General features: G+C 71.8%; 20 protein-coding genes. 15 read left to right on the top strand and 5 right to left on the bottom strand.

All coding sequences use genetic code 11. The features are described from left to right. Window positions 1-58 precede the first annotated feature (58 nt). Entirely contained in the window at window positions 59-1,222 is a 1,164-nt protein-coding gene (locus tag SPOPO_RS0119690) for a hypothetical protein (protein ID WP_156870057.1), read from the bottom strand. 71 nt (window positions 1,223-1,293) lie between these two features. Here SPOPO_RS0119690 and mobA point away from each other — a divergent pair, with 71 nt between their 5' ends. From mobA to SPOPO_RS0119670, 4 genes are all read left to right on the top strand, one after another. Next, window positions 1,294-2,154: a molybdenum cofactor guanylyltransferase gene (mobA, locus tag SPOPO_RS30645; protein WP_019876752.1), complete on the top strand. Its 861-nt coding sequence runs from the start codon at window positions 1,294-1,296 to the stop codon at window positions 2,152-2,154. Next, window positions 2,147-3,337, top strand: coding sequence for a molybdopterin molybdotransferase MoeA (locus SPOPO_RS30640; protein WP_245541729.1), 1,191 nt, complete (start codon window positions 2,147-2,149; stop codon window positions 3,335-3,337). Before mobA ends, SPOPO_RS30640 begins: the two co-directional genes overlap by 8 nt. A gap of 46 nt (window positions 3,338-3,383) precedes the next feature. Further along, the gene (locus tag SPOPO_RS0119675; RefSeq protein ID WP_019876750.1) at window positions 3,384-4,397 is read left to right on the top strand and encodes a methyltransferase; all 1,014 of its coding nucleotides are present in this window, start codon (window positions 3,384-3,386) and stop codon (window positions 4,395-4,397) included. Window positions 4,398-4,466: 69 nt separating this feature from the next. Then, a complete protein-coding gene (locus tag SPOPO_RS0119670) occupies window positions 4,467-5,033 on the top strand; it encodes an NADPH-dependent FMN reductase (protein ID WP_019876749.1) in 567 nt (188 codons plus the stop codon). Between the two features lie 3 nt (window positions 5,034-5,036). Here SPOPO_RS0119670 and SPOPO_RS0119665 read toward each other — a convergent pair whose 3' ends face one another. Together SPOPO_RS0119665 and SPOPO_RS30635 are read right to left on the bottom strand one after the other, a co-directional pair. Then, window positions 5,037-6,116 carry a carbon-nitrogen hydrolase family protein gene (locus tag SPOPO_RS0119665; protein WP_019876748.1) on the bottom strand — a complete coding sequence of 360 codons (1,080 nt, stop codon included), beginning with the start codon at window positions 6,114-6,116 and terminating at the stop codon, window positions 5,037-5,039. Beyond that, window positions 6,113-7,633, bottom strand: a complete 1,521-nt coding sequence (locus SPOPO_RS30635; protein ID WP_019876747.1) for an NAD(P)/FAD-dependent oxidoreductase — start codon at window positions 7,631-7,633, stop codon at window positions 6,113-6,115. The genes SPOPO_RS0119665 and SPOPO_RS30635 overlap by 4 nt, the downstream gene beginning before the upstream one ends. Window positions 7,634-7,763: 130 nt before the next feature. On the opposite strand from SPOPO_RS30635, the gene SPOPO_RS0119655 reads away from it, so the two are divergent. The 3 genes from SPOPO_RS0119655 (at window position 7,764) to SPOPO_RS0119645 (ending at window position 10,722) form a co-directional block, all read left to right on the top strand. Further along, window positions 7,764-9,341 carry a PucR family transcriptional regulator gene (locus SPOPO_RS0119655; protein ID WP_019876746.1) on the top strand — a complete coding sequence of 526 codons (1,578 nt, stop codon included), beginning with the start codon at window positions 7,764-7,766 and terminating at the stop codon, window positions 9,339-9,341. Between the two features lie 102 nt (window positions 9,342-9,443). Further along, entirely contained in the window at window positions 9,444-9,989 is a 546-nt protein-coding gene (locus SPOPO_RS0119650; RefSeq protein WP_019876745.1) for an MEDS domain-containing protein, read from the top strand. Between the two features lie 10 nt (window positions 9,990-9,999). After that, on the top strand, window positions 10,000-10,722 hold the full coding sequence (locus SPOPO_RS0119645) for an alpha/beta hydrolase (RefSeq protein WP_019876744.1): 723 nt from the start codon (window positions 10,000-10,002) through the stop codon (window positions 10,720-10,722). Between the two features lie 7 nt (window positions 10,723-10,729). On the opposite strand, the gene SPOPO_RS0119640 is transcribed toward SPOPO_RS0119645, so the two are convergent. Continuing rightward, a complete protein-coding gene (locus SPOPO_RS0119640) occupies window positions 10,730-11,308 on the bottom strand; it encodes a TMEM165/GDT1 family protein (RefSeq protein WP_019876743.1) in 579 nt (192 codons plus the stop codon). A gap of 222 nt (window positions 11,309-11,530) precedes the next feature. Here SPOPO_RS0119640 and SPOPO_RS0119635 point away from each other — a divergent pair, with 222 nt between their 5' ends. Further along, window positions 11,531-11,749, top strand: coding sequence for a hypothetical protein (locus SPOPO_RS0119635; protein ID WP_019876742.1), 219 nt, complete (start codon window positions 11,531-11,533; stop codon window positions 11,747-11,749). Between the two features lie 110 nt (window positions 11,750-11,859). Here SPOPO_RS0119635 and SPOPO_RS0119630 read toward each other — a convergent pair whose 3' ends face one another. Further along, window positions 11,860-13,152: an ISL3 family transposase gene (locus SPOPO_RS0119630; RefSeq protein WP_028984897.1), complete on the bottom strand. Its 1,293-nt coding sequence runs from the start codon at window positions 13,150-13,152 to the stop codon at window positions 11,860-11,862. 170 nt (window positions 13,153-13,322) lie between these two features. On the opposite strand from SPOPO_RS0119630, the gene SPOPO_RS0119625 reads away from it, so the two are divergent. The 7 genes from SPOPO_RS0119625 to SPOPO_RS35940 all read left to right on the top strand — a co-directional run bounded on the left by SPOPO_RS0119625 (window position 13,323) and on the right by SPOPO_RS35940 (window position 20,365). Further along, a complete protein-coding gene (locus SPOPO_RS0119625) occupies window positions 13,323-13,508 on the top strand; it encodes a hypothetical protein (RefSeq protein ID WP_019876741.1) in 186 nt (61 codons plus the stop codon). 51 nt (window positions 13,509-13,559) lie between these two features. After that, on the top strand, window positions 13,560-14,450 hold the full coding sequence (locus SPOPO_RS0119620; protein WP_019876740.1) for an AAA family ATPase: 891 nt from the start codon (window positions 13,560-13,562) through the stop codon (window positions 14,448-14,450). Continuing rightward, window positions 14,450-15,625 (top strand): vWA domain-containing protein, encoded by a 1,176-nt coding sequence (locus SPOPO_RS0119615; RefSeq protein ID WP_019876739.1) that lies wholly within the window; start codon window positions 14,450-14,452, stop codon window positions 15,623-15,625. Before SPOPO_RS0119620 ends, SPOPO_RS0119615 begins: the two co-directional genes overlap by 1 nt. Before the next feature lie 102 nt (window positions 15,626-15,727). Continuing rightward, a complete protein-coding gene (locus SPOPO_RS0119610) occupies window positions 15,728-16,213 on the top strand; it encodes a (2Fe-2S)-binding protein (RefSeq protein WP_033385116.1) in 486 nt (161 codons plus the stop codon). Then, window positions 16,210-18,585: a xanthine dehydrogenase family protein molybdopterin-binding subunit gene (locus tag SPOPO_RS0119605; protein ID WP_019876737.1), complete on the top strand. Its 2,376-nt coding sequence runs from the start codon at window positions 16,210-16,212 to the stop codon at window positions 18,583-18,585. Before SPOPO_RS0119610 ends, SPOPO_RS0119605 begins: the two co-directional genes overlap by 4 nt. Beyond that, window positions 18,582-19,439: an FAD binding domain-containing protein gene (locus SPOPO_RS0119600; protein WP_019876736.1), complete on the top strand. Its 858-nt coding sequence runs from the start codon at window positions 18,582-18,584 to the stop codon at window positions 19,437-19,439. Before SPOPO_RS0119605 ends, SPOPO_RS0119600 begins: the two co-directional genes overlap by 4 nt. A 143-nt stretch (window positions 19,440-19,582) precedes the next feature. Further along, window positions 19,583-20,365 carry an SRPBCC family protein gene (locus tag SPOPO_RS35940; protein WP_019876735.1) on the top strand — a complete coding sequence of 261 codons (783 nt, stop codon included), beginning with the start codon at window positions 19,583-19,585 and terminating at the stop codon, window positions 20,363-20,365. Window positions 20,366-20,570 lie beyond the last annotated feature (205 nt).

Below are 20,570 nucleotides of genomic sequence, written 5' to 3'. Positions count from 1 at the left end.
GCGCCGGGCCGATCGGACACCGTGTCAGACACTCTGGTCGGACAGAGTGTCCCACACCTCAGACGCCGAGGTCCGGGCCGGGAGTGAGGCCCTCCGGGACGGGGTCGAACGACGTGGGCGAGCCCGCGCAGGTGAGAGTGATCTGCTGAATCCGGGCCTGAATGTGCGGCGGCGCCGGCATGCCGCGGTTGAGGCTGAGCTGCTTGATCTCCTCGTCCGAGAGCCCCGTCCGCATGCCGAGGACGATGCACTCGGTGATCTGCTCCGGCACCTGCACGCTCGCGCGGAAGCCCTTCTCGAACAGCGCCCGGAGCGCGGAGACGCCCTGGGTGTCGCTCGGGCACTCGGCCATAAAGCCGAGCAGCTTGGCCGAGCTCTCCTGGCTGTTGCGGAACAGCTGGTACGCGGTGTCGAGGAACGCCGGGTCGTCCTGGCCGAGCAGGCGGTCCTTCACGCAGCTGCGGACGTTCGGGTTGTCGAACGGGTCGTCCGGGCCGTCGGAGTCGTACGTCTCGCCGAAGGTCTTCTCCAGGCTGGAGCGCAGGTAGTCGGCCCGCCACTCCGAGACGCGCCAGACGTCGTCGTCGCCGCGCCGGAAGGCCCAGGTCCCGGTCGCGCCGTCGGTGTTCCCGCCCTGCACGGTCACGATCGCGGTGGCGTCCGCGTCGTCGAGCTGGATGTCGCTGACCAGTGCGCCGGTCGCGTCGCCGGAGTCCCCGTCGGTGTCGTCGTCCTGCTCACAGGTGGCGACGTCACCGAAGATCGTCCGGACGAAGTCCTCCGTCAGGTGGCTGGTGCAGACGTCCTCACCCTTGTCGACGGTGGTGACGTAGTTGACCAGCGCAGTGATCTCCTCCTTGTGCTTGCTGTCGTCGCCGCCGGAGAACGCGAGGGCACCCCCGGCCGCGGCGGCGGCGAGAACCACGACGGCGCCCCCGATCGCGAGCGGGACCTTCTTCGACCGCTTCGGGGTCGCGATCGGGACGCTCGTCCCGGCGCTCGAAATCCCGGTGCTCTGGAACAGCAGCGGCGGGGGCGGGGCGGGCAGCGGGTTCGTCGGGAACCACTGCCACTGCCCGACCTCGGTGCCCGACCCGCCGACCACGTGCCACCGGCCGGGGCTGCCGTCCGGGGAAGGCGGCTGCTCATGGGGCACGAAGTCCCACCGGTCCGGCTGACCCGGGACCGGGACTGCGACCCACTCGCCACCTGAACTCGTCATAACCCCACCATTCTCACCGGTACCGCCCCGGTCCGAGGAGAAATCGGACAACTCCCGGTACGGTCGGGGCCGTGCAGTCGACACCTCGTCTCTTCGGCGCGGGCGGCGTCGTCCTGGCCGGCGGCCGCTCCTCGCGCATGGGCACGCCCAAGGCGGCCCTGGACTGGCACGGCTCCACGCTGCTCTACCGCACGACCGCGCTGCTGCAGCGGGCGGTGAGCGGGCCGGTCGTGGTCGTGTCCGCCCCCGGCCAGGAACTCCCCCCGCTGCCCGACGGCGTCCGCGTCGTCGAGGACCCGGTCGAGGGCCTCGGCCCGCTCCAGGGCATCGCCGCCGGCCTCCAGGTCGTCGGCGAGACCGTGCCAATCGCGTTCGTGACCTCCACCGACCTGCCCTTCCTGCACCCGCGGTACGTGCACCGGGTGATGACGTCGATGGACGACGTCGAGGTCGCGCTGCCGATCCTCCACGACCACCGGCAGCCGCTCGCCGCGGGTTACCGCACCGAGCTCGGCGAGCGCGCGACGGAACTGATCGAGAAGGGCGCCCGGACGCCCGGCGAGCTGTTCGCCGAGTCGAACGTCCGCGTGCTCGACGCCGCACACCTGCTGGCGGACCCGGTGCTGGAGCACGTCGACCCCGACCTCGCCTCGGTCCGCAACATCAACACGGCCGAGGAGTACGAGCAGGCGCGCTCCGAGCCGGAGCCCGAGATCACGATGCACATCCACGGCACGTGGATGGATCAAGGCAAGACGCGCATCGAGACGGTCCGCGCGGCCAACATCGGCAGCGCGACGCGGACGATGCGCATCGGCATCTCGGCGGCCCTGCTCGTCACCGTCAACAGCGAGAAGGTGGCGAAGGAGCCCGACGTCCCCCTGTTCCAGGGCGACTCGGTGGCGATCCTGACCTCCAACGTCGGTGTCTGACGCCTCGATGCCCCCGGAGCCCGCACACGACCTTCCCGCCGCCGAGTCCCTGGCGATCTGGCTGGGGGCCTGCCGCGCGGCGGGGTGCCCGGAGCGCACCCCGGCGGAGGTGGTCCCGTTGGACCGGGCCGTCGGCCGCGTCACCGCCGAGCCCGTGCTCGCCCGCCGGTCCTCCCCCGCCTACGACGCCGCCGCGATGGACGGGATCGCCGTCCACGCCGCGCAGGCGACGGCGGGGGCGGTGCTGACCGATTTCGTCGTCGTCGACACCGGCGACCCGATGCCCGCCGGCTACGACGCGGTCGTCATGCGCGAGGACGTCACGTTCGTCGACGACAAGGCCGAGATCGGCAAGGCGGCCGAGCCGGGCAAGCACGTGCGCCCGATCGGCGAGGACGTCCGCGCGGGCGAGACGCTCCTGCCGGCCGGGCTGCGCCTCCAGGCCTGGGACGTCGCCGCCGCGGCGGCCGCCGGCCACGAGCACCTGACGGTGCATCAGGCCCCGCGGGTGGCGATCGTCCCGACCGGGGACGAGATCCGGCCGCTCGGCTCCGAGCTCTCCCCCGGCGACATCCTCGACACCAACTCGCTCATGCTCGCTGCCCAGGCGCAGGACCTCGGCTGCCGGACGCGGATCCTCGACATCGTCCCCGACGAGCCCGCGCAACTGCTCGCCGCGATGCGCGACGCGGCCGCCACGTCCGAGCTCGTGATCTTCATCGCCGGGTCGAGCCAGGGCCGCGGGGACCACACCGCCGACGTCGTCACCGCGGCCGGGACGCTGGCGGTGCACGGGGTCGCGGTGCGGCCGGGTCACCCGGTCGTCCTCGGCGTCGCGGGCCGGACGCCGGTGCTCGGCGCGCCCGGCTACCCCGTCTCCGCGGCGCTGACGTTCGAGGTCTTCGCCGCCCCGATGCTCGCTGCCCTGATGAACACCGCACCGCCGCGGCGCGCGGTGGTCGAGGCCCGGCTCGCCACCGACCTGAACTCGACCGAGAGCAGCGAGGACTGGATCCGCGTGCAGCTGTCCACCGAGGGTGAGGACCTGGTCGCCACGCCGCTGACGAGGCGCGCCGGCGTGCTCACCTCGCTGGTCCGAGCCGACGGCATCGTCGTGCTGCCGGCCGGCACACCCGGCCCGAAGACCGGCGACCGCGTCCCGGTCCGTCTGCTCCGCACCTGAGAGGCTGACCCGAGCCCGTCCCGAGCAAGCCCCGAGGAGAGTCCCGATGGACCGGAACGTCACGCCCGACGCGATCCTGCAACTCGGCTTCGGGTTCTGGGGCGCGAAGACGCTGCTGAGCGCGGTCGAACTCGGGGTGTTCACCGCGCTGGCCGACGGGCCCAAGCCGCTGCCGGCGTTGTCCGCGGAGTTCGGGCTGCACCCGCGGTCCGCGGTCGACTTCTTCGACGCGCTCGTCGCCCTCGGCATGCTCACTCGGGACGAGAACGGCTACGCCAACACTCCCGCGACCGGGGCGTTCCTGGACCGCAACTCCCCCACCTACGTCGGCGGCATCCTCGAGATGGCGAACGCCCGGCTGTACCACCACTGGGGCAACCTCACCGAGGCGCTGCGGACCGGCGAGCCGCAGAACGAGGCCAAGGGCGGCGACGAGGATTTGTTCGGCGCCCTGTACTCCGACCCCGACCGGCTCCGGCAGTTCCTGCGGGCGATGACCGGCGCGAGCCTGGGGCCCGCGCACGCGCTCGCCGGGGCCTTCCCGTGGAAGGACTACGCCAGCTTCCTCGACGTCGGCTGCGCCCAGGGCGCGGTCCCGGTCGCGCTCGCGCGGGCCCATCCGCATCTGACCGGGAGCGGTTTCGACCTGCCGGCGGTCGAGTCGATCTTCACCGAGTACGTCACCGAGCACGGCGTGGCCGACCGGGTCACGTTCTCCGGCGGGGACTTCTTCACCGACGACCTGCCGACCGCCGACGTCCTCGTGATGGGCCGGATCCTGCACGACTGGCCGTTCGAGACGAAGTTCGAACTGCTCGGCAAGGCGTACGACGCGCTGCCCGAGGGCGGCGCGCTGATCGTCTACGACACCCTGATCGACGACGACCGGCGCGAGAACGCCTTCGGTCTGCTGATGAGCCTGAACATGCTCATCGAGACCAAGGGCGGCTTCGACTACACCGGCAAGGACTGCACCGGGTGGATGACGCTGGTGGGCTTCACCGAGACCCGCGTCCAGCACCTCGCCGGACCCGTCTCGATGGTCGTCGGGATCAAGTAGGGGCGTGGAAGGTCGGCCGCGGGGTACCGGGATGGGGTCCGGACACCCCTCCCGAGAAGAGGAACCAGCATGGCCACCCGCGTGGGGTACTTCGTCGGCAGCCTGTCGTCGACCTCGATCAACCGGGTTCTCAGTCGCGCGCTGATCCGCCTGGCCCCGGACGGCCTCGAGTTCACCGAGATCCCGATCGGGAACCTGCCGCTGTACAGCCCCGACCACGACGCGAACTATCCGCCCGAGGCGCTCGCGCTGAAGGAGGCGATCGCCGGCTCGGACGCGGTCCTGTTCGTCACGCCGGAGTACAACCGGTCGATTCCCGGTGCTCTGAAGAACGCCATCGACTGGGCGTCCCGACCGTGGGGGCAGAACTCCTTCCACCACATGCCGGCGGCGGTGATCGGGGCTTCCCCCGGTGCGATCGGCACCGCCGTGGGTCAGCAGAGCCTCCGGGCGGTGCTGAGCTTCTGCAATGCGCGGCAGATGACGTCGCCGGAGGCGTACATCCACTTCCAGCCCGGGTTGTTCACCGACGACGGCGAGGTCACCGACCGCTCGACCGCGGAGTTCCTGACCGACTACATGCGGGAGTTCGCGACCCACATCGAACGCGTCCTGACCGTCATCCCCCGGCGGTGACGGTCAGGCCTTGACCACCTGCGGATCTGACGGGGCCTCGGCCGGGACCACGGCGACCGGGGCGTCCGCCGGGGCCCCGGCCGGGGCGAGGCCGGGGTTGTAGTTGGGCAGGTCGGTGTCCGGGAACTCGTCGACCCAGGGGAAGCGGCCGAGCTTCTTGTCGACCTGGTAGCGCAGTCGGCCGTGCTGCTTCATGTAGTGCCAGACGAAGTGCATCGTGACCGGCTGGGGCCGGATCCAGAACCCGGACGGGATCAGGTCGACCGGCTGCGGGTCGGCGATCTTCACGTCGGCGGCGACCGATCCCTCGCCGTCCTCGTAGATCATGCGGGCCAGGACGGTGCCGTCGCGCTCGCAGATCTGGGACTCGCCGGTCATGATCGTGTTCCACGGGATGCCGGGCATCGCGGGCGTCTTGCCCTTGACGTTGCCGACGTGCCACGCCAGCGCCGCGGGGGCGCCGACGGCGCGGGCCAGCGTCCGCGTCGTGTCGGCGGCCCAGACGCGGTAGTACTCCATGTCGCGGTTGAACCAGCCGCGCGGGAACGCCCACGTCGGGTACGACGGCCAGCAGCAGCCGCCGAGGATCAGATTCACGCGCGCCGCCGCCATGCGCCGGGCGGTACGGGAGCGACCGGTCTCGAAGCCGCACGCCAGCCCGACCGTTCCGAACCGGTGACTGAAGACGCCGGGGTCGGTGCCGGGCGTGTAGTAGCAGTACTCCCAGACGCTCGGCTCGTCCTTGTCGTGCAGGTTGGTCGTGCCGTCCGGGTCGGCGAGGACGAACGTGTTGCGCGTGTCCTTCCCCCGCTTGGCGAGGAAGCCGCCGCCGACGGTGCAGTCGAGCTCACGCGCGAGGCGCTTGAGCATCTGGTACGGCGCCCCGTCGACGGGCATCGCGCAGTTGCGCAGCCGCTCGTCGTAAACGTTGGGCGAGGTGAAGGCCTCGGGCAGCACGATCACCTGCGGGTTGTGCTGCCGATGCGCGTCGCGGACGAGAGCCTCGCAGCGCGCCATGTTCGCCTCCACCTCCCCGATCTTCAGGGCAGGCTGGACGACGGCGATGCGGACGGAGTTGCTCACGAGGCCTGCTCCAGGGTCGGTGCGGGGTGGACGCCGTTGGCGGAGGCGCGCGCGAGCTCGCCCTCGTCGCGGGCGAGGTCACTGCGCTGCGGCTGACGCGGCGCCACATGATCTGCCGTCAGCTTCTCCGGCGGGATGGGCTTGGTGCCGCCCCACGCCTCCCAGTTCCGCGGCAGTAGCCGCTTGCCCCGTTGGATGCGGGCGAGGTCGCGGTACAGGCGGGCCTTGGTGCTCAGCTCGCGGGTGACGTCGCCGAGGACATCACGGTTCGACTGGCGCCGGTCGAGGAAGCCGCGGGCCGTCCAGGTGATCAGGTCCGGGTAGTTGAGGAACTTCTCCGGCGAGAGCGTCCGGCCGAAGGCGTCGCCGAGGCGGCGGGCGCGCTCCGGGTCGTGTTCACTGGCCTTCCAGATCTCCAGTTCCACGGGCGAGATCGAATGGGTCTTCGAGAGCCGGAGCGCGAAGTGGTAGCTGATCACGCACTCGCGGTCGCGGGCTAGCTCCCAGTCGAAGAGCGCCCGGTCGAGCCAGCGCGGGTCGTCGAGCGCGGCCGCCGCGGCCTGGCCGAGCTTGCGGCCGTAGTGGACGCCGTCGCGGATGCCCTGCGCGATGACCGGGTCCTTGAAGTGCCCGGCGTCGCCGACCAGCGCCCAGCCGGGGCCGGAGGACTTGCGGAAGTAGGAGAACGGGTCGGAGGCCTTGCGCAGCTTGGTGCGCGGGGCGCCGCCGGCGATGCGCTCCTTGAGCATCGGGTACGCCTCGAGTCGCTCGTTCCAGTGGACGAGGTCCTGGCCGAACCAGTTCACCTGCTCGCGGGGCGGCATGAACAGGACGACCGCGCCGTTGTCGCACGTCGGGAAGTACATGCCGAGGGTGTCGCCGACGCGCCACTGGAACAGGTGCGACCGCTCCTCGCTCTCGGCGGGGTAGGGGTCGTCGACGTACATAAAGACGAGACCGCGGCCGTTCTCGTCGCGGCGGTACGGCACCGCGGACCCGACGAGCGAGGCGACCGTCGAGCGGCGGCCGTCGGCCCCGATGACGAGCTTGCAGCCGATGGTCCCGGTGTTGCCCTCGCGGTCCTTGTAATGGACGCCGGACACGCGCCCGGCCGTCCATTCCAGCCCGGTGACCTTCGTCGCCTCGCGGATCTCGGCGCCGGCCTCGCGGGCCACGCCGACCAGGACCCCGTCGAGCGTCGTGCGCCGGGGGCACATGCCGAAGTCGTAGCCGTCGACCGGGGTGTAGTCCCAGTGGACGTCGATCCCGCCGTGGTTGATCAGCACCTTCGGCTGCTTGGGGGTCCCGGTCGCGAGCAGCGGCTCCAGGGCCCCGAGGGCGGCGAGCTCCGCGGTCAGCGCCGGGAAGACGACGTGGGTCGAGAGGGTGTCCGAGGGGAAGGTCGAGGAGTCGAGCACCACGACCCTCCGGCCGCGCCGGGCCAGTTCGATCGCCGCCGGGGATCCGGCCACCCGGGCACCCACCACCACGACGTCCGCCTGCTCACGCCTGTTCATCCGCGTCCTCGCCTCGAGCGTCCTGTGTCCGGGCTCACACACCCTGCCGTGCTCCGGTCCCGCACAGCACCGTCCGAGAGCACGAAGTTCCCTGGCGATCGTCGGCCTGTCAGGTCTAAGGTCGGGCGCGATGACGGACGAGGACGAGGTCGCGCGGCTGCGCCGGCAGCTCTCGGACCTGCACGGACTGTTCGTCCTCGGGATGCTGATGACCGAGACCCGGGACGCCGACGAGATCGTCGCCCTCGCGCTCGGGTCGGCCCCGGCCCTCGGGCCGTGCTCGTCGGTGGAGGCGCAGCTGGCGGCGGGGTCGGAAGCCGAGGTCGTTCACCCCGTCACCGCGTGGAGCGCGGCCTACCCGCTGCACGGGCCGGGCGGGCTCCGCGGGCATCTGGTGGTGGGGGCGGACGCGGCTCCCCCGGCGGAGGCCGAGTTCCTCTGGCGGGTGCTGGCGCACCAGACCGGGACGTCGCTGGCCAACGCCGAGCTGCACCAGCAGGCGCTCGCCGAGACCGCCGCCGCGGACGCCGCGAAGGAGCGGCTGGCCGCGACGGTCTCCGACCTGGAGCGGACCGTCGAGATCCACGAGGCCCTGGCCCGGGTCAGCGCGGCGGGCGGCGGCGAGGCCGGGATCGCGGCGGCGGTCGCGGAGCTGACCGGGCGGGGCGTCGCCGTCGAGGACCGGTTCGGCAACCTGCGCGCCTGGGCCGGTCCCGGCCGCCCGGACCCGTACCCGAAGCCGGACCGCCGGGGCCGCGCCGAGCTGATCCGCCGCGCCCAGGCCGAGGGCCGGCCACTGCGCGCCGACGGTCGGCTGGTCGCGCTGGCCCAGCCGCGGGACGACGTCCTCGGCGTCCTCGTCCTCGCGGACCCGGACGGCGACGCCGGGCCGCTCGACACCGTCGCGCTGCAGCACGGCGCGGTGGTGCTGGCGATGGAGCTCGCCCACGTCCGGACCCTGGCCGAGACCGAGCTGCGGCTGCGGCGGGACCTGGTCTCGGACCTGACGACCGGCACCGACGAGGCCGGCGCGCACCTGCGCGCGCAGGCCCTCGGGCACGACCTGCACCAGCCGCACCAGGTCCTCGCGCTCGGCGGGGCGGAGACCGACGAGCTCGCCGACGCCGTCGACGCGGCCGTCACCCGGCTGAACCTGACGGCGCTGACCGGGAGGCGCTCGGACACGGTGCTCCTGCTCGCGGCAGCGCCGGTGGCGACGACCGACCTGCTCGCCGCCGTCGGTGACCGGCTGGGCCGCGCCGTGGCGATCGGGGTGGGCCGGATCTGCTCCTCGCCGGCGGACTACCCCGAGTCGTGCCGGGAGGCGCTGCTCGCCCTCGACGTGCGACTGAATTCCGCGGACCCCCACGGCGCGACGACCTACGCCGACCTCGGGATCTTCCGGCTCCTCGCCGCCGGCGGGCCGAACCCCGAGCTCCACGCGTTCGTCCAGCAGTGGCTCGGCGCGCTGCTGGAGTACGACGCCCGGCACCGGTCCGACCTGGTCCGGACGCTGATCGAGTACCTCGAGCGCGGCGGCAACTACGACGAGACCGCCCAGGCCGTCGCGGTCCACCGGAGCACGCTGCGCTACCGGCTCCAGCGGATCCGGGAGATCAGCGGCTACGACCTCGCCGATGTCGACAGCCGCTTCAACCTGCACGTCGCGACCCGGGCCTGGCGGATCCTCCAGGGCACCCCGCGCTGACGCTTCGGGGGGACGGCCCTGGCCTGGGAGGCGAGTTCCGCGGCCGGACTCTTGTGCTGCCAGGCCCAAGCTTCCGGTGCTCGCTGCTGCCAGACTCCGCCCATGAGCGCCCCGACCCTGCCCGCGGAGCGGTTGACGACCGCCCCGGGCGACCACGCCTGCGCCTTCTACCGGGGCGAGGCGGAGCGGCGGGAGATCCTGCGCGAGTTCCTCGGGGCCGGGCTCGCGGCGGGGGCGCCGTGTCTGTGCATCGCCGGCGACGCCGACCGGGAGTGGCTGGCGGAGGAGCTCGGACCGTCCGAGCTGGCCGTGGACTCCTACGCCGCCACCTACACCCACGGCGGAGGGTTCGACCGCGAGCACATGCTCGGGTACTGGCAGGCCTGGGGCGAGGCGCACGGGCGCGGTACCCGGACCGCGAGCGACATGAGCTGGGCCGAGGCCGCCTTCGGGACGCCCGTCCTCTCCGAGTTCATGGCCTACGAGGCCGAGACCACCGCGCTGGCCCGCCAGCTCGACGCGACCGCGCTGTGCCTGTACGACCTGGAGCGGCTCGGGCGTCACGTGATCATTCCGGCCCTGCGGGCGCATCCCGTCGTCCTCGTCAGTGGTGTCCTGGTTCGCAACCCGTACTGCGAGGCGCGGTAACGTCCGCCACATGGCAGCGACTGTTGTTCTCGTTCACGGCGCCTTCCACGGCAGCGGTTACTGGGCCCCCACGCTCAAGGGGCTCGCGGACCTCGGTATCAACGCCCTCGCCCCCGACCTCCCCGGTCGCGGCGCCGACACCCGGCCCCAGCCGGACCTGCTCGGCGACATCGCCGCGCTGACCGAGGTCCTGGACGGCGTGCCGGGTCCGATCGTCCTCGTCGGGCACTCCTACGGCGGCGCGGTCGTCACCGGCGCCGGTGTGCACCCGAACGTCGAGCACGTCGTCGTCCTCGCCGGCTACCTCCTGGAGGAGGGCGAGACGGTGAACACCGCCGGCGTCGTCGGCGAGGTGGAAGGCATCGACCACACGGGACGGCCCAACCTACGCGACGCGCTGTCGATCGAGGACGGCGTGGCGACGATCCTCCCCGAGCCGGCCCGGCAGATCTTCCACTCGGACTTCGACGACGAGCAGTACGCCGAGATCCTCACCATGCTCAGCCCGCAGCGGCTCGACTCGTTCAACCAGCACCCCGGGCGTTACGCGCAGTACGAGAAGAAGACGACCTTCCTCGTGTGCAACCAGGACATGGTCATCCACCCGCACATCCAGCGGATCATGGCCCGGCGCACCACCCGGGCCGCGGCCTGGGACTGCGGCCACTTTCCGATGATCACCGAGGCGGACAAGACCGTCCGTTTCCTGGCGAAGATCGCCGAGCAGGTCTGACGCTTGCTCAGCTGAACGCCTGCGCCAGCGACCAGAGCGAGAGCGTCACCATCACGCCGGCGGCGACCCGCCGGACGACGAGCAGCGGCACCTTGGTCGCGATCGTCCGTCCGGCGGCGAGCGCCAGCCCGGAGACGGCACAGAGGGCCACGAACGCCCCGATCCCGACCGCGACCGCGCTGTTGTTCGCGGCGAGGTTCGCGGTGGTGATCTGGGTGAGGTCACCCCATTCGCTGACGAACACGGCGATAAAGCCCGCGCTGTAGGCGGGCCAAAAGCGCTGCGTGGCGTCGAAGCCGGACTCGTCGACGGTCTCCGACGACCCGCGCAGGATCAGCAGCGCGCCGAGGGCGAACATCGCCGCCGAGGCGAGCTTGACCGGGCGGTCCGGGAGCTGGGCGAGCGCGCCGCCGACGAGGGCCGCGAGCGTCGCGTGGACGGCGAACGCCGACGACGTCCCGAGCCAGACGTAGCGCGCCCGCATCCGGGCGCCCATCGCGAGCGAGGCGAACATCGTCTTGTCCGGGAGCTCGGCCAGGAAGATGACCCCGAAGGCCGTCCCGGCCACCACCGCTGCGTTCGCCACCGCGCCATCCTCCCCGCCGGTGGGGGTCGCTTCGGCGCGGGGCGGGTGTGGGTCCCGTCACCCGAGAGGCACCTCACAACGGCGAATTTGCCGGCCAGAACGGGCGCGTCGACGTGAGATCCTCCATTCGTACGACCAAGATCGATCCGAACGGCCCCGTCAAGATCGTTGTGATCTCCGTCGAAGTGTGGCCGGGGAAGTACCGCGGTAGACGGAGTGACCATGAGCGTCATTGACACGAACAACGCCTCGCGAGCTGCCGAGCTCGAGGCCGAGAACGCCCGCGCCGACGCGCGCGGCATCGCCTTCCTCGCCGTCATGGCCGTCGCCGGTGCCCTCACCGTCGCCGCGACCCTGACCCTCGCCACGCCCTCCGGCTCCCCCGCCGGCGCCTCCGCGAAGCCCGGGACCCCCACCGCCCCCGTCGCCGCCGCCCGCTGACGCCGCGCCCGCTGACGCCGCCGCCCGCCGCCACTGTCAAAAAAGGGTGACACCCCTTACTCCGCAGTAAGGGGTGTCACCCTTTTTGGCTCTCCTGACTGATCCGTGGGTCATCGGCCAGGCAGAGCGGGGCGGTGGCCGCCGAGGTTGAGCATCGCGAGTGCGATGAGAGCGTCGGGGCCGGCGAACCCGAAGGCCATGCGGGTGATGAGTCGGATCTTGGTGTTGACCGACTCGATGAGGCCGTTGGACAGTCCGTGCTCGATCGAGGCGAGGATCTCGGCTCGGTAGCGCACGATCCGGCTCTGGAGCCGGACGAACGATTCGATGCGGGACCTGCGTGCCCAGGAGACCCACCGGTCGAGCGCTTCGGCGGCCTGGTCGGCCGGCAGCTTGAACACGGTCCGCAGGCCCTCCTTGAGCAGGTAGGCCCGGTAGAGCCGCGGATCGGTCTTGGCGATCCATTCGAGCTTGACCCGCTGGCGGTCGGTGAGGTTCTCCGGGTTCTTCCACAGCGCGAACCGCGCGTGCTTGAGCGCACGGGCGGGGCCGGTCGCGACGGTGACACGGCGCCCTTCGGCCCAGCCGTGGTTCCTGGTGTTGCCGGCCCGACGAGCCTCGTTCCACGCCTCGCGGCGTACCGCGTCGAGGGCATCGGTGGCCCAGCCGACCACGTGGAAGGGGTCAGCGCAGCGCACCGCGTTGGGGCATCGTGTGCTGACTACCTCGGCAATCCACTCGGCGCCATCGGCGCTGACGTGGGTGATCTGGGCGCATCTGCCTTCGCCGGATGCCTCGAGTGCGTCGAAGAAGGCGTGGACGGTCGCGCGTTCTCGTCCGGGACTGGCCCACACCAAACGGCCCGAGTCGTGATCGACCACGACGGTCAGGTACTTGTGGTGCCGCTTGTAGGAGATCTCATCGATCCCGATCCGCCGCAGCCCGGCGAACGCGTCCACGCCAGCAGCTGTGTCGGCCCAGACCCGGGCGATGATCGCGCCCACGGTGCGCCAAGCGATCCGCATCAACTCGGTGATCGCGGTCTTGGAGCACTGGGTGGCCAGCCAGGCGACTTGCTGGTCGAACACGTACGTGTGCCCGGCGCTGTGGCGCGCCCACGGGACCTGCCGCACCGTCGGTCCGTGGACGGCACAGTTCACCCGGGGCGCGTCAGCTTCGATGAAGACCGGCACCGTCCCCATGTCGAGCGCTCGCCACCTGCGTCGCCCTTCGCCGCGATCGAACCAGGGAGCCCTGTCCCCGCAGCGCCCGCACCGTCCACGCCCAGCCCGTCGCGGCCGGACATGAGCCACCACAACCTCGGCATCTTCGTCGAACTCGACGTCCTCGATCACCGTGTTCTCGACGCTCAGCAAGGTGCGCCATACGCTGGCGTTCCGCACGCCGTTCTCCGCTCTGCAGTTTCTGACCTTCGACAAGCCAGAAACCTAAGGCTGGGAACGGCGTGTGGCCGTTTCAGGGCGATCAACGACCCACGGAAGCGTCAGTGGAGCCCCCTTTTTTGACAGCCCCGCTCGGGTAGCGCCTCGGTACCCGATCCGAGGAGAACGAGATGGACGGCTTTCTGCCGATCATGCTGATCATCGTCCTCGTGGCGACGCTGGCGATCGTGGCGCGCGTCGTCGTCGTCGCGGCCGCCGCCCGCGGGACCGGGAGGAGCCGCGAGCGCGCCGAGCGCGAGGGCGACCTGGGTGCCGAGGGCCTGCGGCGCGCGGAGGAACGCCGCCACGTGCGCTGACCCGCACCGCTGACGCAGCCCGGACCAAGGCGCGGCGGGTACGGTGCGAACGTGAGCGACGGCACCCTCGCGACGCAGTTCGCGAACCCGGAGGAGCTGGCCCGGGCCCTGGACGGGGTCGACTACCTCGCGGACCCGGGCATCGCGACCGCGGCGTTCCTCGCCCTGCGGCTGGGGCGGCCCCTGTTCCTCGAGGGTGAGGCCGGGGTCGGGAAGACGGCGTTGGCGCACGCGCTGGCGAAGCTGTCCGGCACGCCCCTGATCCGGCTCCAGTGCTACGAGGGCATCGACGCGGCCCAGGCGCTCTACGACTGGGACTTCCCCCGCCAGCTGCTCCACCTCCGCGCGGCCGAGGCCGCCGGCGGCGCGGACGCGGCGCGGCTGGAGGGCGAGCTCTACGACCGCCGGTTCCTGCTGGCGCGGCCGTTGCTGCAGGCGATCGAGACCAGCCCGGCCGTCCTCCTCGTCGACGAGCTCGACCGGGCCGACGACGAGTTCGAGGCGTTCCTGCTCGAGGTGCTGTCGGACTTCACGATCTCGATCCCCGAGCTCGGGACGATCCACACCGACACTCCCCCGGTCGTCGTCGTCACCTCGAACCGGACGCGCGAGGTCCACGACGCGCTCAAGCGGCGCTGCCTCTACCACTGGCTGGACCACCCGCCGTACGAGCGCGAGGTCGAGATCCTGCGACGCCGGCTGCCGGGCGTCACCGAGGAGCTCGCCGACCAGGTCGCCTACGCGACGGGTGTGCTGCGGGAGCTGAACCTGCTCAAGCCGCCCGGGATCGCGGAGTCGCTGGACTGGACCGCGGCCCTGCTCGCCCTCGGGGCGCGACGGCTCGACGTCGACGCGGCGGCGCGGACGCTCGGCGCGGTGCTCAAGTACCGCGAGGACACCGACCGCGTCACCACCGCCGGCCTGGCGCAGCTCGTCCGCTGATGACCCACGGCGGCCAATCCGGGCCCGACCGGGACATCGTCGTCACGATGGCCGGGTTCGTCCGGACGCTGCGGGCCGCGGGGATGGTCGCCGACACCGGACGGTTCGAGGCGATGCTGCGGGCGCTCCACGCCCTCGACATCCGGCGCGGGGCCGACGCGTACTGGGCCGGCCGGCTGACGCTGTGCACCGGCCCCGACGACATCGCCCGCTACGACGCGGCATTCGCGGCGTACTTCGGCGGCGAGATCCCGCGCAACGCGGCGATCGGGCTGCAGAAGGCGCCGAGCCGGGTCGTCGGCATCACCGCCCTCGACGGGCTCGACGGCGAGACCGACGCCCCGACCGAGACGCAGGAGCTCGCGACCCAGGCCTCGGAGGTCGAGCTGCTCCGGCAGGCCGACTTCGCGACGCTGAGCGACGAGCAGCGGGAGGAGGTCCGGCGGATGCTGGCCCAGCTGCACACCGTCGGGCCGACGCGACGGAGCCTGCGCACCGAGGCCGCCGCCCGCGGGGACGTCGACCCGCGTCGGGTGATCCGGGCGATGCTGCGCCGCGGCGGGGAGACCGTCGAGCTCCCGCGGAGGAACCGGCGCGACCGGCCGCGGCGGATCGTCCTGCTCCTTGACGTCTCGGGATCGATGGAGCCGTACGCCGAGGCCTACCTCCGATTTGCGCACACGCTGAGTCGGCGCCGGCCACAGGTCGAGGTCTTCACGATCGGGACGCGGCTGACGCGGATCACCCGGGCGATGTCCGCCCGCGACCCGGATGCGGCGCTGAAGGCGGTCGCGGCCGCGGTGCCCGACTGGTCCGGCGGCACCCGGCTCGGAGAACTGTTGCAGGCCTTCCTCGACCGCTGGGGTCAGCGGGGCATGGCGCGGGGCGCCGTCGTCGTCGTCGCCAGCGACGGGTGGGAGCGGGGCGAGGTGGACCTGCTCGCCGACCAGATGGCCCGGCTGCGCCGGCTCGCCCGAGCCGTCGTCTGGGTCAACCCCCACGTCGGCAAGGACGGGTTCGCGCCGACCGCGGCCGGGATGTCGGCCGCACTACCCCATATCGACCGACTTGTCTCCGGCCATTCGGTGGAGGCGTTCGCCGAACTCGCGAAATTGCTGTCCGAGGACTTTCTCCGGGCCGCTCGCCTCTGGCCGGTTCCAAGGTCCGCTGCCTAGGGTGGCCAGGTGTCGGTGACGCCCCACTGACGCTGCGACACCTGACCGTCCCATCACAACTTCATCTGCCCGTCCTCCTGTACCGCCCGGTTGGAGAAGACCTTGGTAGCGATCAATGTCAATGTCGACGGACGATCCGCGTCCCACGACGTCGAGCCCCGCCTACTCCTCGTCCATTACCTGCGTGACGTGCTCGGCAAGGGCGGAACGCCCGTCGGGTGCGACACCTCGAACTGCGGGGCCTGCACGGTCTCGCTCAACGGCCAGTCGGTGAAGAGCTGCACCGTGCTGGCGGTCCAGGCGGACGGCGCCGACGTCCTCACCATCGAGGGCCTGGCCGACACTGTGGACAGCGAACTGCACCCGGTGCAGGAGGCGTTCCGCGAGTGCCACGGGCTCCAGTGCGGTTACTGCACGCCCGGCATGATCATGGCGGCGGTCGACCTGCTCAAGGAGAACCCGAACCCGAGCGAGACCGAGATCCGTGAGGGTCTGGAGGGCAACCTCTGCCGGTGCACGGGCTACCACAACATCGTGCGCGCGGTGCAGACCGCCGCCGCGGCGATGGGCTCGGGGGTGACGGCATGACCGTCACCGACAAGGGTTACGAATCGGCGTTCGGTCAGCCGCTGCGTCGCAAGGAGGACGCGCATTTGATCACGGGTCAGACGCGCTGGACGGACAACCTCTCCGCCCCCGGGATGCTGTACGCGGCATATCTGCGCAGCCCGATGGCGCACGCGAAGATCCGGGTCAGCACCGAGCCGGCGAAGTCCTACCCGGGCGTGGTCGCGGTCTACAGCGCCGCCGACTTCGGTGAGGCGCAGGCGGTCATCCCCGACGCGTGGACCGTCCACCCGGAGATGAAGAAGCCGGTCATGACGCCGCTGGCGACCGACGAGGTCCGGTACGTGGGCGAACCGATCGCGGTCGTCGTGGCCGAGACGCGCTACCAGGCCGCCGACGCCCTCGAGGCGATCGACGTCGACTACGAACCGCTGACCGCGGTCGTCGACCTCGAGGAGGCCGTCAAGGACGAGGCGCTCGTGCACTCCTCGATCGGCACGAACACCTGCTTCTACATCGAGTCCCCCGGCGAGGACTACCAGGCCGCGAAGGCCCGGGCCGAGGCCGAGGGCGGCGTGGTGATTCAGCGCCGGTTCCGTCAGCAGCGGCTGCTGCCGACGCCGATGGAGCCGCGCGCGGTGCTCGTCGTCCCGACGATCGACGATCTGACGGTGTATGCGGCGACGCAGATCCCGCACGTCCTGCGCCTGCTGCTCGCGATGCTGACGGGGCATCCGGAGCACAAGCTGCGCGTGGTCGCCCCGGACGTCGGCGGCGGCTTCGGCGGGAAGATCAACTGCCTGACCGAGGAGATCATCGGCGTCCACCTGGCCAAGCGGCTGGGCCGGCCGGTGAAGTGGACCGAGTCGCGCAGCGAGAACTTCCTGCAGATGCACCACGGCCGCGCGCAGATCCAGGACATCGAGATCGCCGCGACGCGTGAGGGCAAGCTGCTCGGTCTCAAGGTCGACCTGATCGCGGACCTCGGCGCGGGCCTGCGCCTGTTCACCGCCGGGGTGCCGATGTTCGGCGCGGCGATGTTCAACGCGATCTACAAGATGGACGCCTACCAGTTCAACTGCCGGACCGTGTTCACCAACCTGACCCCGACCGACGCCTACCGCGGTGCCGGCCGGCCGGAGGCGACGTACGCCATCGAGCGGATGATGGACGAGCTCGCCGCCGAACTCGGCATGGACCCGATCGAGGTGCGGCGCAAGAACTGGATCGAGCACCACGAGTTCCCGTACACGACGATCTCGGGCTCGATCTACGACTCCGGCAACTACGAGGCCGCGACCGACCGGGCCGTCGAGCTGTTCGACTACGACGCGCTGCGCGCCGAGCAGAAGGCCCGCCGCGAGCGCGGCGACCGCAAGCAGATCGGCATCGGCGTCTCGACCTTCACCGAGGCGTGCGGGCTCGCGCCCTCGCGGGTGATGGGCCAGCTCGGTGTCGGCGCCGGCGGGTGGGAGCGCGCGGAGATCCGCGTGACGCTCACCGGCAAGATCCAGGTCGTCTCCGGCTCGACGCCGCACGGCCAGGGGCACTGGACGGCGTGGTCGCAGCTGGTGTCGGACAAGCTCGGGGTGCCGTTCGAGGACGTCGAGCTCCTCGCCGGCGACACCGCGACCGGGCCGCAGGGCATGGACACCTACGGCTCGCGCTCGCTGGTCGTCGGTGGGTCGGCGATCGTGAAGGCCTGCGACAAGGTCATCGAGAAGGCGAAGCGGATCGCCGCGCACACCCTCGAGGCGAACCCGGACGACCTGGAGTTCTCGGGCGGGGTGTTCACCGTCAAGGGTTCGCCCGGGCCGCAGATGGCGTTCGTCGAGGTCGCGGCGGCTGCGCAGCTCGCGCACAACATCCCGGACGGGATGGAGCCGTCGCTGAACTCGGCCTACACCTTCGACCCGGTGAACCTCTCGTACCCGCACGGCACGCACCTGTGCGCCGTCGAGATCGACACCGAGACCGGGTGGACCGAGATCTACCGCTACGCCTGTGTGGACGACGTCGGCACCGTCGTGAACCCGATGATCGTCGAGGGCCAGATCCACGGCGGTCTGGTGCAGGGCATCGCGCAGGCGCTGTTCGAGGAGGCCGTCTACGACGAGGCCGGCAACCTCATCACCGGCACACTCGTGGACTACCTGGTCCCGTCCGCGGCTGACGTCCCGTCATTCCTGACGGACCGTACGGAGACGCCGTCGACGGACAACCCCATCGGCGCCAAGGGCGTCGGCGAGGCCGGGTGCATCGCCTCGACCCCGGCGGTCGTGAACGCCATCGTCGACGCGTTGCGGCCGCTGGGCATCAACGACGTCCAGATGCCGTGCACACCGGAGCGCGTCTGGCGAGCCATCCAGTCGGCGAAGGGCGGTGCGGCATGATCCCGGCGAAGTTCGACTACGTGCGGGTCAGTTCCGCGGCGGACGCGGTGGCGGCACTCGGCACGAGCGAGGACGCGAAGATCCTCGGCGGCGGGCAGTCTCTGATCCCGATCCTGCGGCTGCGGCTCGCCGCACCGGAGCTGATCGTGGACGTCTCGGGCTGCTCCGAAATGACGGGCGTCTCCGAGGACGGCGACGCGATCGTCATCGGGGCGGCGACGACGCACCACGACGTCCTGAACAACCCGCTGGTCCGCGAGCACGCGCCGCTGCTGGCGCAGGCGACCGCGACGGTGGCGGACCCGCAGGTCCGGCACCGCGGCACCTTCGGCGGCGCGATCGCGCACGCCGACCCGGCGGGTGACCTGCCGGGCGTGACGCTCGTCCACGGCGCGACGATGACGATCGCGGGGCCGAACGGGGCGCGGGAGGTGGCGGCGTCGGACTTCTTCGTCGACTACCTGACGACGACGCTCGCCGAGGACGAGGTGCTGGTCTCCGTGCGGCTCCCGAAGCTGGGCGCCGGGTGGGGCACGCACTACGAGAAGTTCAACCGCGTGGCGCAGGCCTGGTCGATCGTCGGCGTCGCCGCGGCGGTCCGGCGCGAGAACGGCAGCATCGCCGAGGCCCGGATCGCCCTGACCAACATGGGCCCGACCCACCTGCGGGCGGCGGCGACCGAGGGCGCGCTGGCCGGCGCGCCCGCGTCGACCGAGGCCATCGCGGCCGCGGCGGCGTCCGCGGCCGAGGGCACCAACCCGACCAGCGACCTCAACGCCCAGGCGGACTACCGGGCCGAGCTCGCCCGCGTCCTCACCGGCCGCGCGGTCGCAAAGGCGGCGGGGCTGTCCTGACCGCACTGAAATTCACCTGAGCCGACGGCCCGTCCCGGATGCCCCCGGGGCGGGTCGTCGCCTCTGACGTCCGAAGAAGTGGCTGCTATTGCGACCGGATCTTCGGACGTCACGTCGAGATCTGCGCGTGAGAGGCTGAGGTCATGGAGTTGCAGCACGAGTTCACCGTCCCCGTCCCGGTCGAGCGCGCCTGGGAGATCCTCAACGACGTCGAGGGCATCGCGCCCTGCATGCCGGGTGCGGCGGTCGACGAGGTGCGGCCCGCGCAGGACGGCGGGCAGGTCGAGGTCGACGGCCGGGTGAAGGTGAAGCTTGGCCCGATCTCGGTGACGTACTCGGGGACCGCGACGTTCCTCGAGGTCGACGAGGCCGCGCGGCGCCTGGTCGTGAAGGCGGCCGGCAAGGAGACCCGCGGCTCCGGGACCGCGAATGCGACGATCACCGCGGTGCTGACCGACAAGGGCGAGTCGACGACCGTCGCCGTGACCACCGACCTCGCGATCACCGGCAAGCCGGCCCAGTTCGCGCGGGGCGTCATGGTCGACGTCTCGAACAAGCTGCTCGGCCAGTTCGTCGACTGCCTCTCGGCGAAGATCACCGCGCCCGAGACGCCGGAGCCCGCTCCCTCGATCCCGGGTTACTCCACCCCTGCCGGCGAGGCCGACGACGCCGACCCGACGGGCGTCTCCGCCGCCGGTGCCGCCGGCCGCGCCCCCGCGTCCGCCCCGGAGTCGGGGTACTCCCCCGGCGGGTCCGCCGGTGCGAACGGCACCCGCGCCACCCCCCGCACCATCCCGCCCCAGCGCACCGAACCGGAGGCCATCGACCTCCTCGGCACCGCCGGGACCCCCGTCCTCAAGCGCCTCGCCCCCCTCGCCGGGGTGGTCGTGGTCCTCCTCTTCCTCCTCGCCCGCCGGCGCAAGTAGCTCGCCCACCGGCGCAAGTAGCTCGCCGGCTTCGGGTCGCTCGGCCCGGCGGCCCGGCGGTCGCGGGGGCTCATCTTCTCCAGCCTGGCGCGCCTATCCCCCGGCTCGGATAGCCGCGGCGCGCCGGAGAAGACGAGCACGCGCCCCCACTTCTGCTGCGGGGCGCGCCCATCCCGGGCCCTCGATAGGCGCGGCGCGCGGGAGC

The sequence above is a fragment of the Sporichthya polymorpha DSM 43042 genome (assembly GCF_000384115.1).
Taxonomy (GTDB): Bacteria; Actinomycetota; Actinomycetes; order Sporichthyales; family Sporichthyaceae; genus Sporichthya; species Sporichthya polymorpha.
Note: the sequence above shows the minus strand (reverse complement) of the source record. Positions and strands in the feature narration are given on the sequence as shown.

Bases quoted from the DNA above. Each gene is read 5' to 3' on its own strand.
- SPOPO_RS0119655 (WP_019876746.1), top strand. From the start codon at position 7,764: ATGACGGACGAGGACGAGGTCGCGCGGCTGCGCCGGCAGCTCTCGGAC.
- SPOPO_RS30635 (WP_019876747.1), bottom strand. From the start codon at position 7,633: ATGAACAGGCGTGAGCAGGCGGACGTCGTGGTGGTGGGTGCCCGGGTG.
- SPOPO_RS0119670 (WP_019876749.1), top strand. From the start codon at position 4,467: ATGGCCACCCGCGTGGGGTACTTCGTCGGCAGCCTGTCGTCGACCTCG.
- SPOPO_RS0119650 (WP_019876745.1), top strand. From the start codon at position 9,444: ATGAGCGCCCCGACCCTGCCCGCGGAGCGGTTGACGACCGCCCCGGGC.
- SPOPO_RS0119600 (WP_019876736.1), top strand. From the start codon at position 18,582: ATGATCCCGGCGAAGTTCGACTACGTGCGGGTCAGTTCCGCGGCGGAC.
- SPOPO_RS0119625 (WP_019876741.1), top strand. From the start codon at position 13,323: ATGGACGGCTTTCTGCCGATCATGCTGATCATCGTCCTCGTGGCGACG.
- SPOPO_RS0119675 (WP_019876750.1), top strand. From the start codon at position 3,384: ATGGACCGGAACGTCACGCCCGACGCGATCCTGCAACTCGGCTTCGGG.
- SPOPO_RS0119635 (WP_019876742.1), top strand. From the start codon at position 11,531: ATGAGCGTCATTGACACGAACAACGCCTCGCGAGCTGCCGAGCTCGAG.
- SPOPO_RS0119690 (WP_156870057.1), bottom strand. From the start codon at position 1,222: ATGACGAGTTCAGGTGGCGAGTGGGTCGCAGTCCCGGTCCCGGGTCAG.
- SPOPO_RS35940 (WP_019876735.1), top strand. From the start codon at position 19,583: ATGGAGTTGCAGCACGAGTTCACCGTCCCCGTCCCGGTCGAGCGCGCC.
- SPOPO_RS0119645 (WP_019876744.1), top strand. From the start codon at position 10,000: ATGGCAGCGACTGTTGTTCTCGTTCACGGCGCCTTCCACGGCAGCGGT.
- SPOPO_RS0119605 (WP_019876737.1), top strand. From the start codon at position 16,210: ATGACCGTCACCGACAAGGGTTACGAATCGGCGTTCGGTCAGCCGCTG.
- SPOPO_RS0119615 (WP_019876739.1), top strand. From the start codon at position 14,450: ATGACCCACGGCGGCCAATCCGGGCCCGACCGGGACATCGTCGTCACG.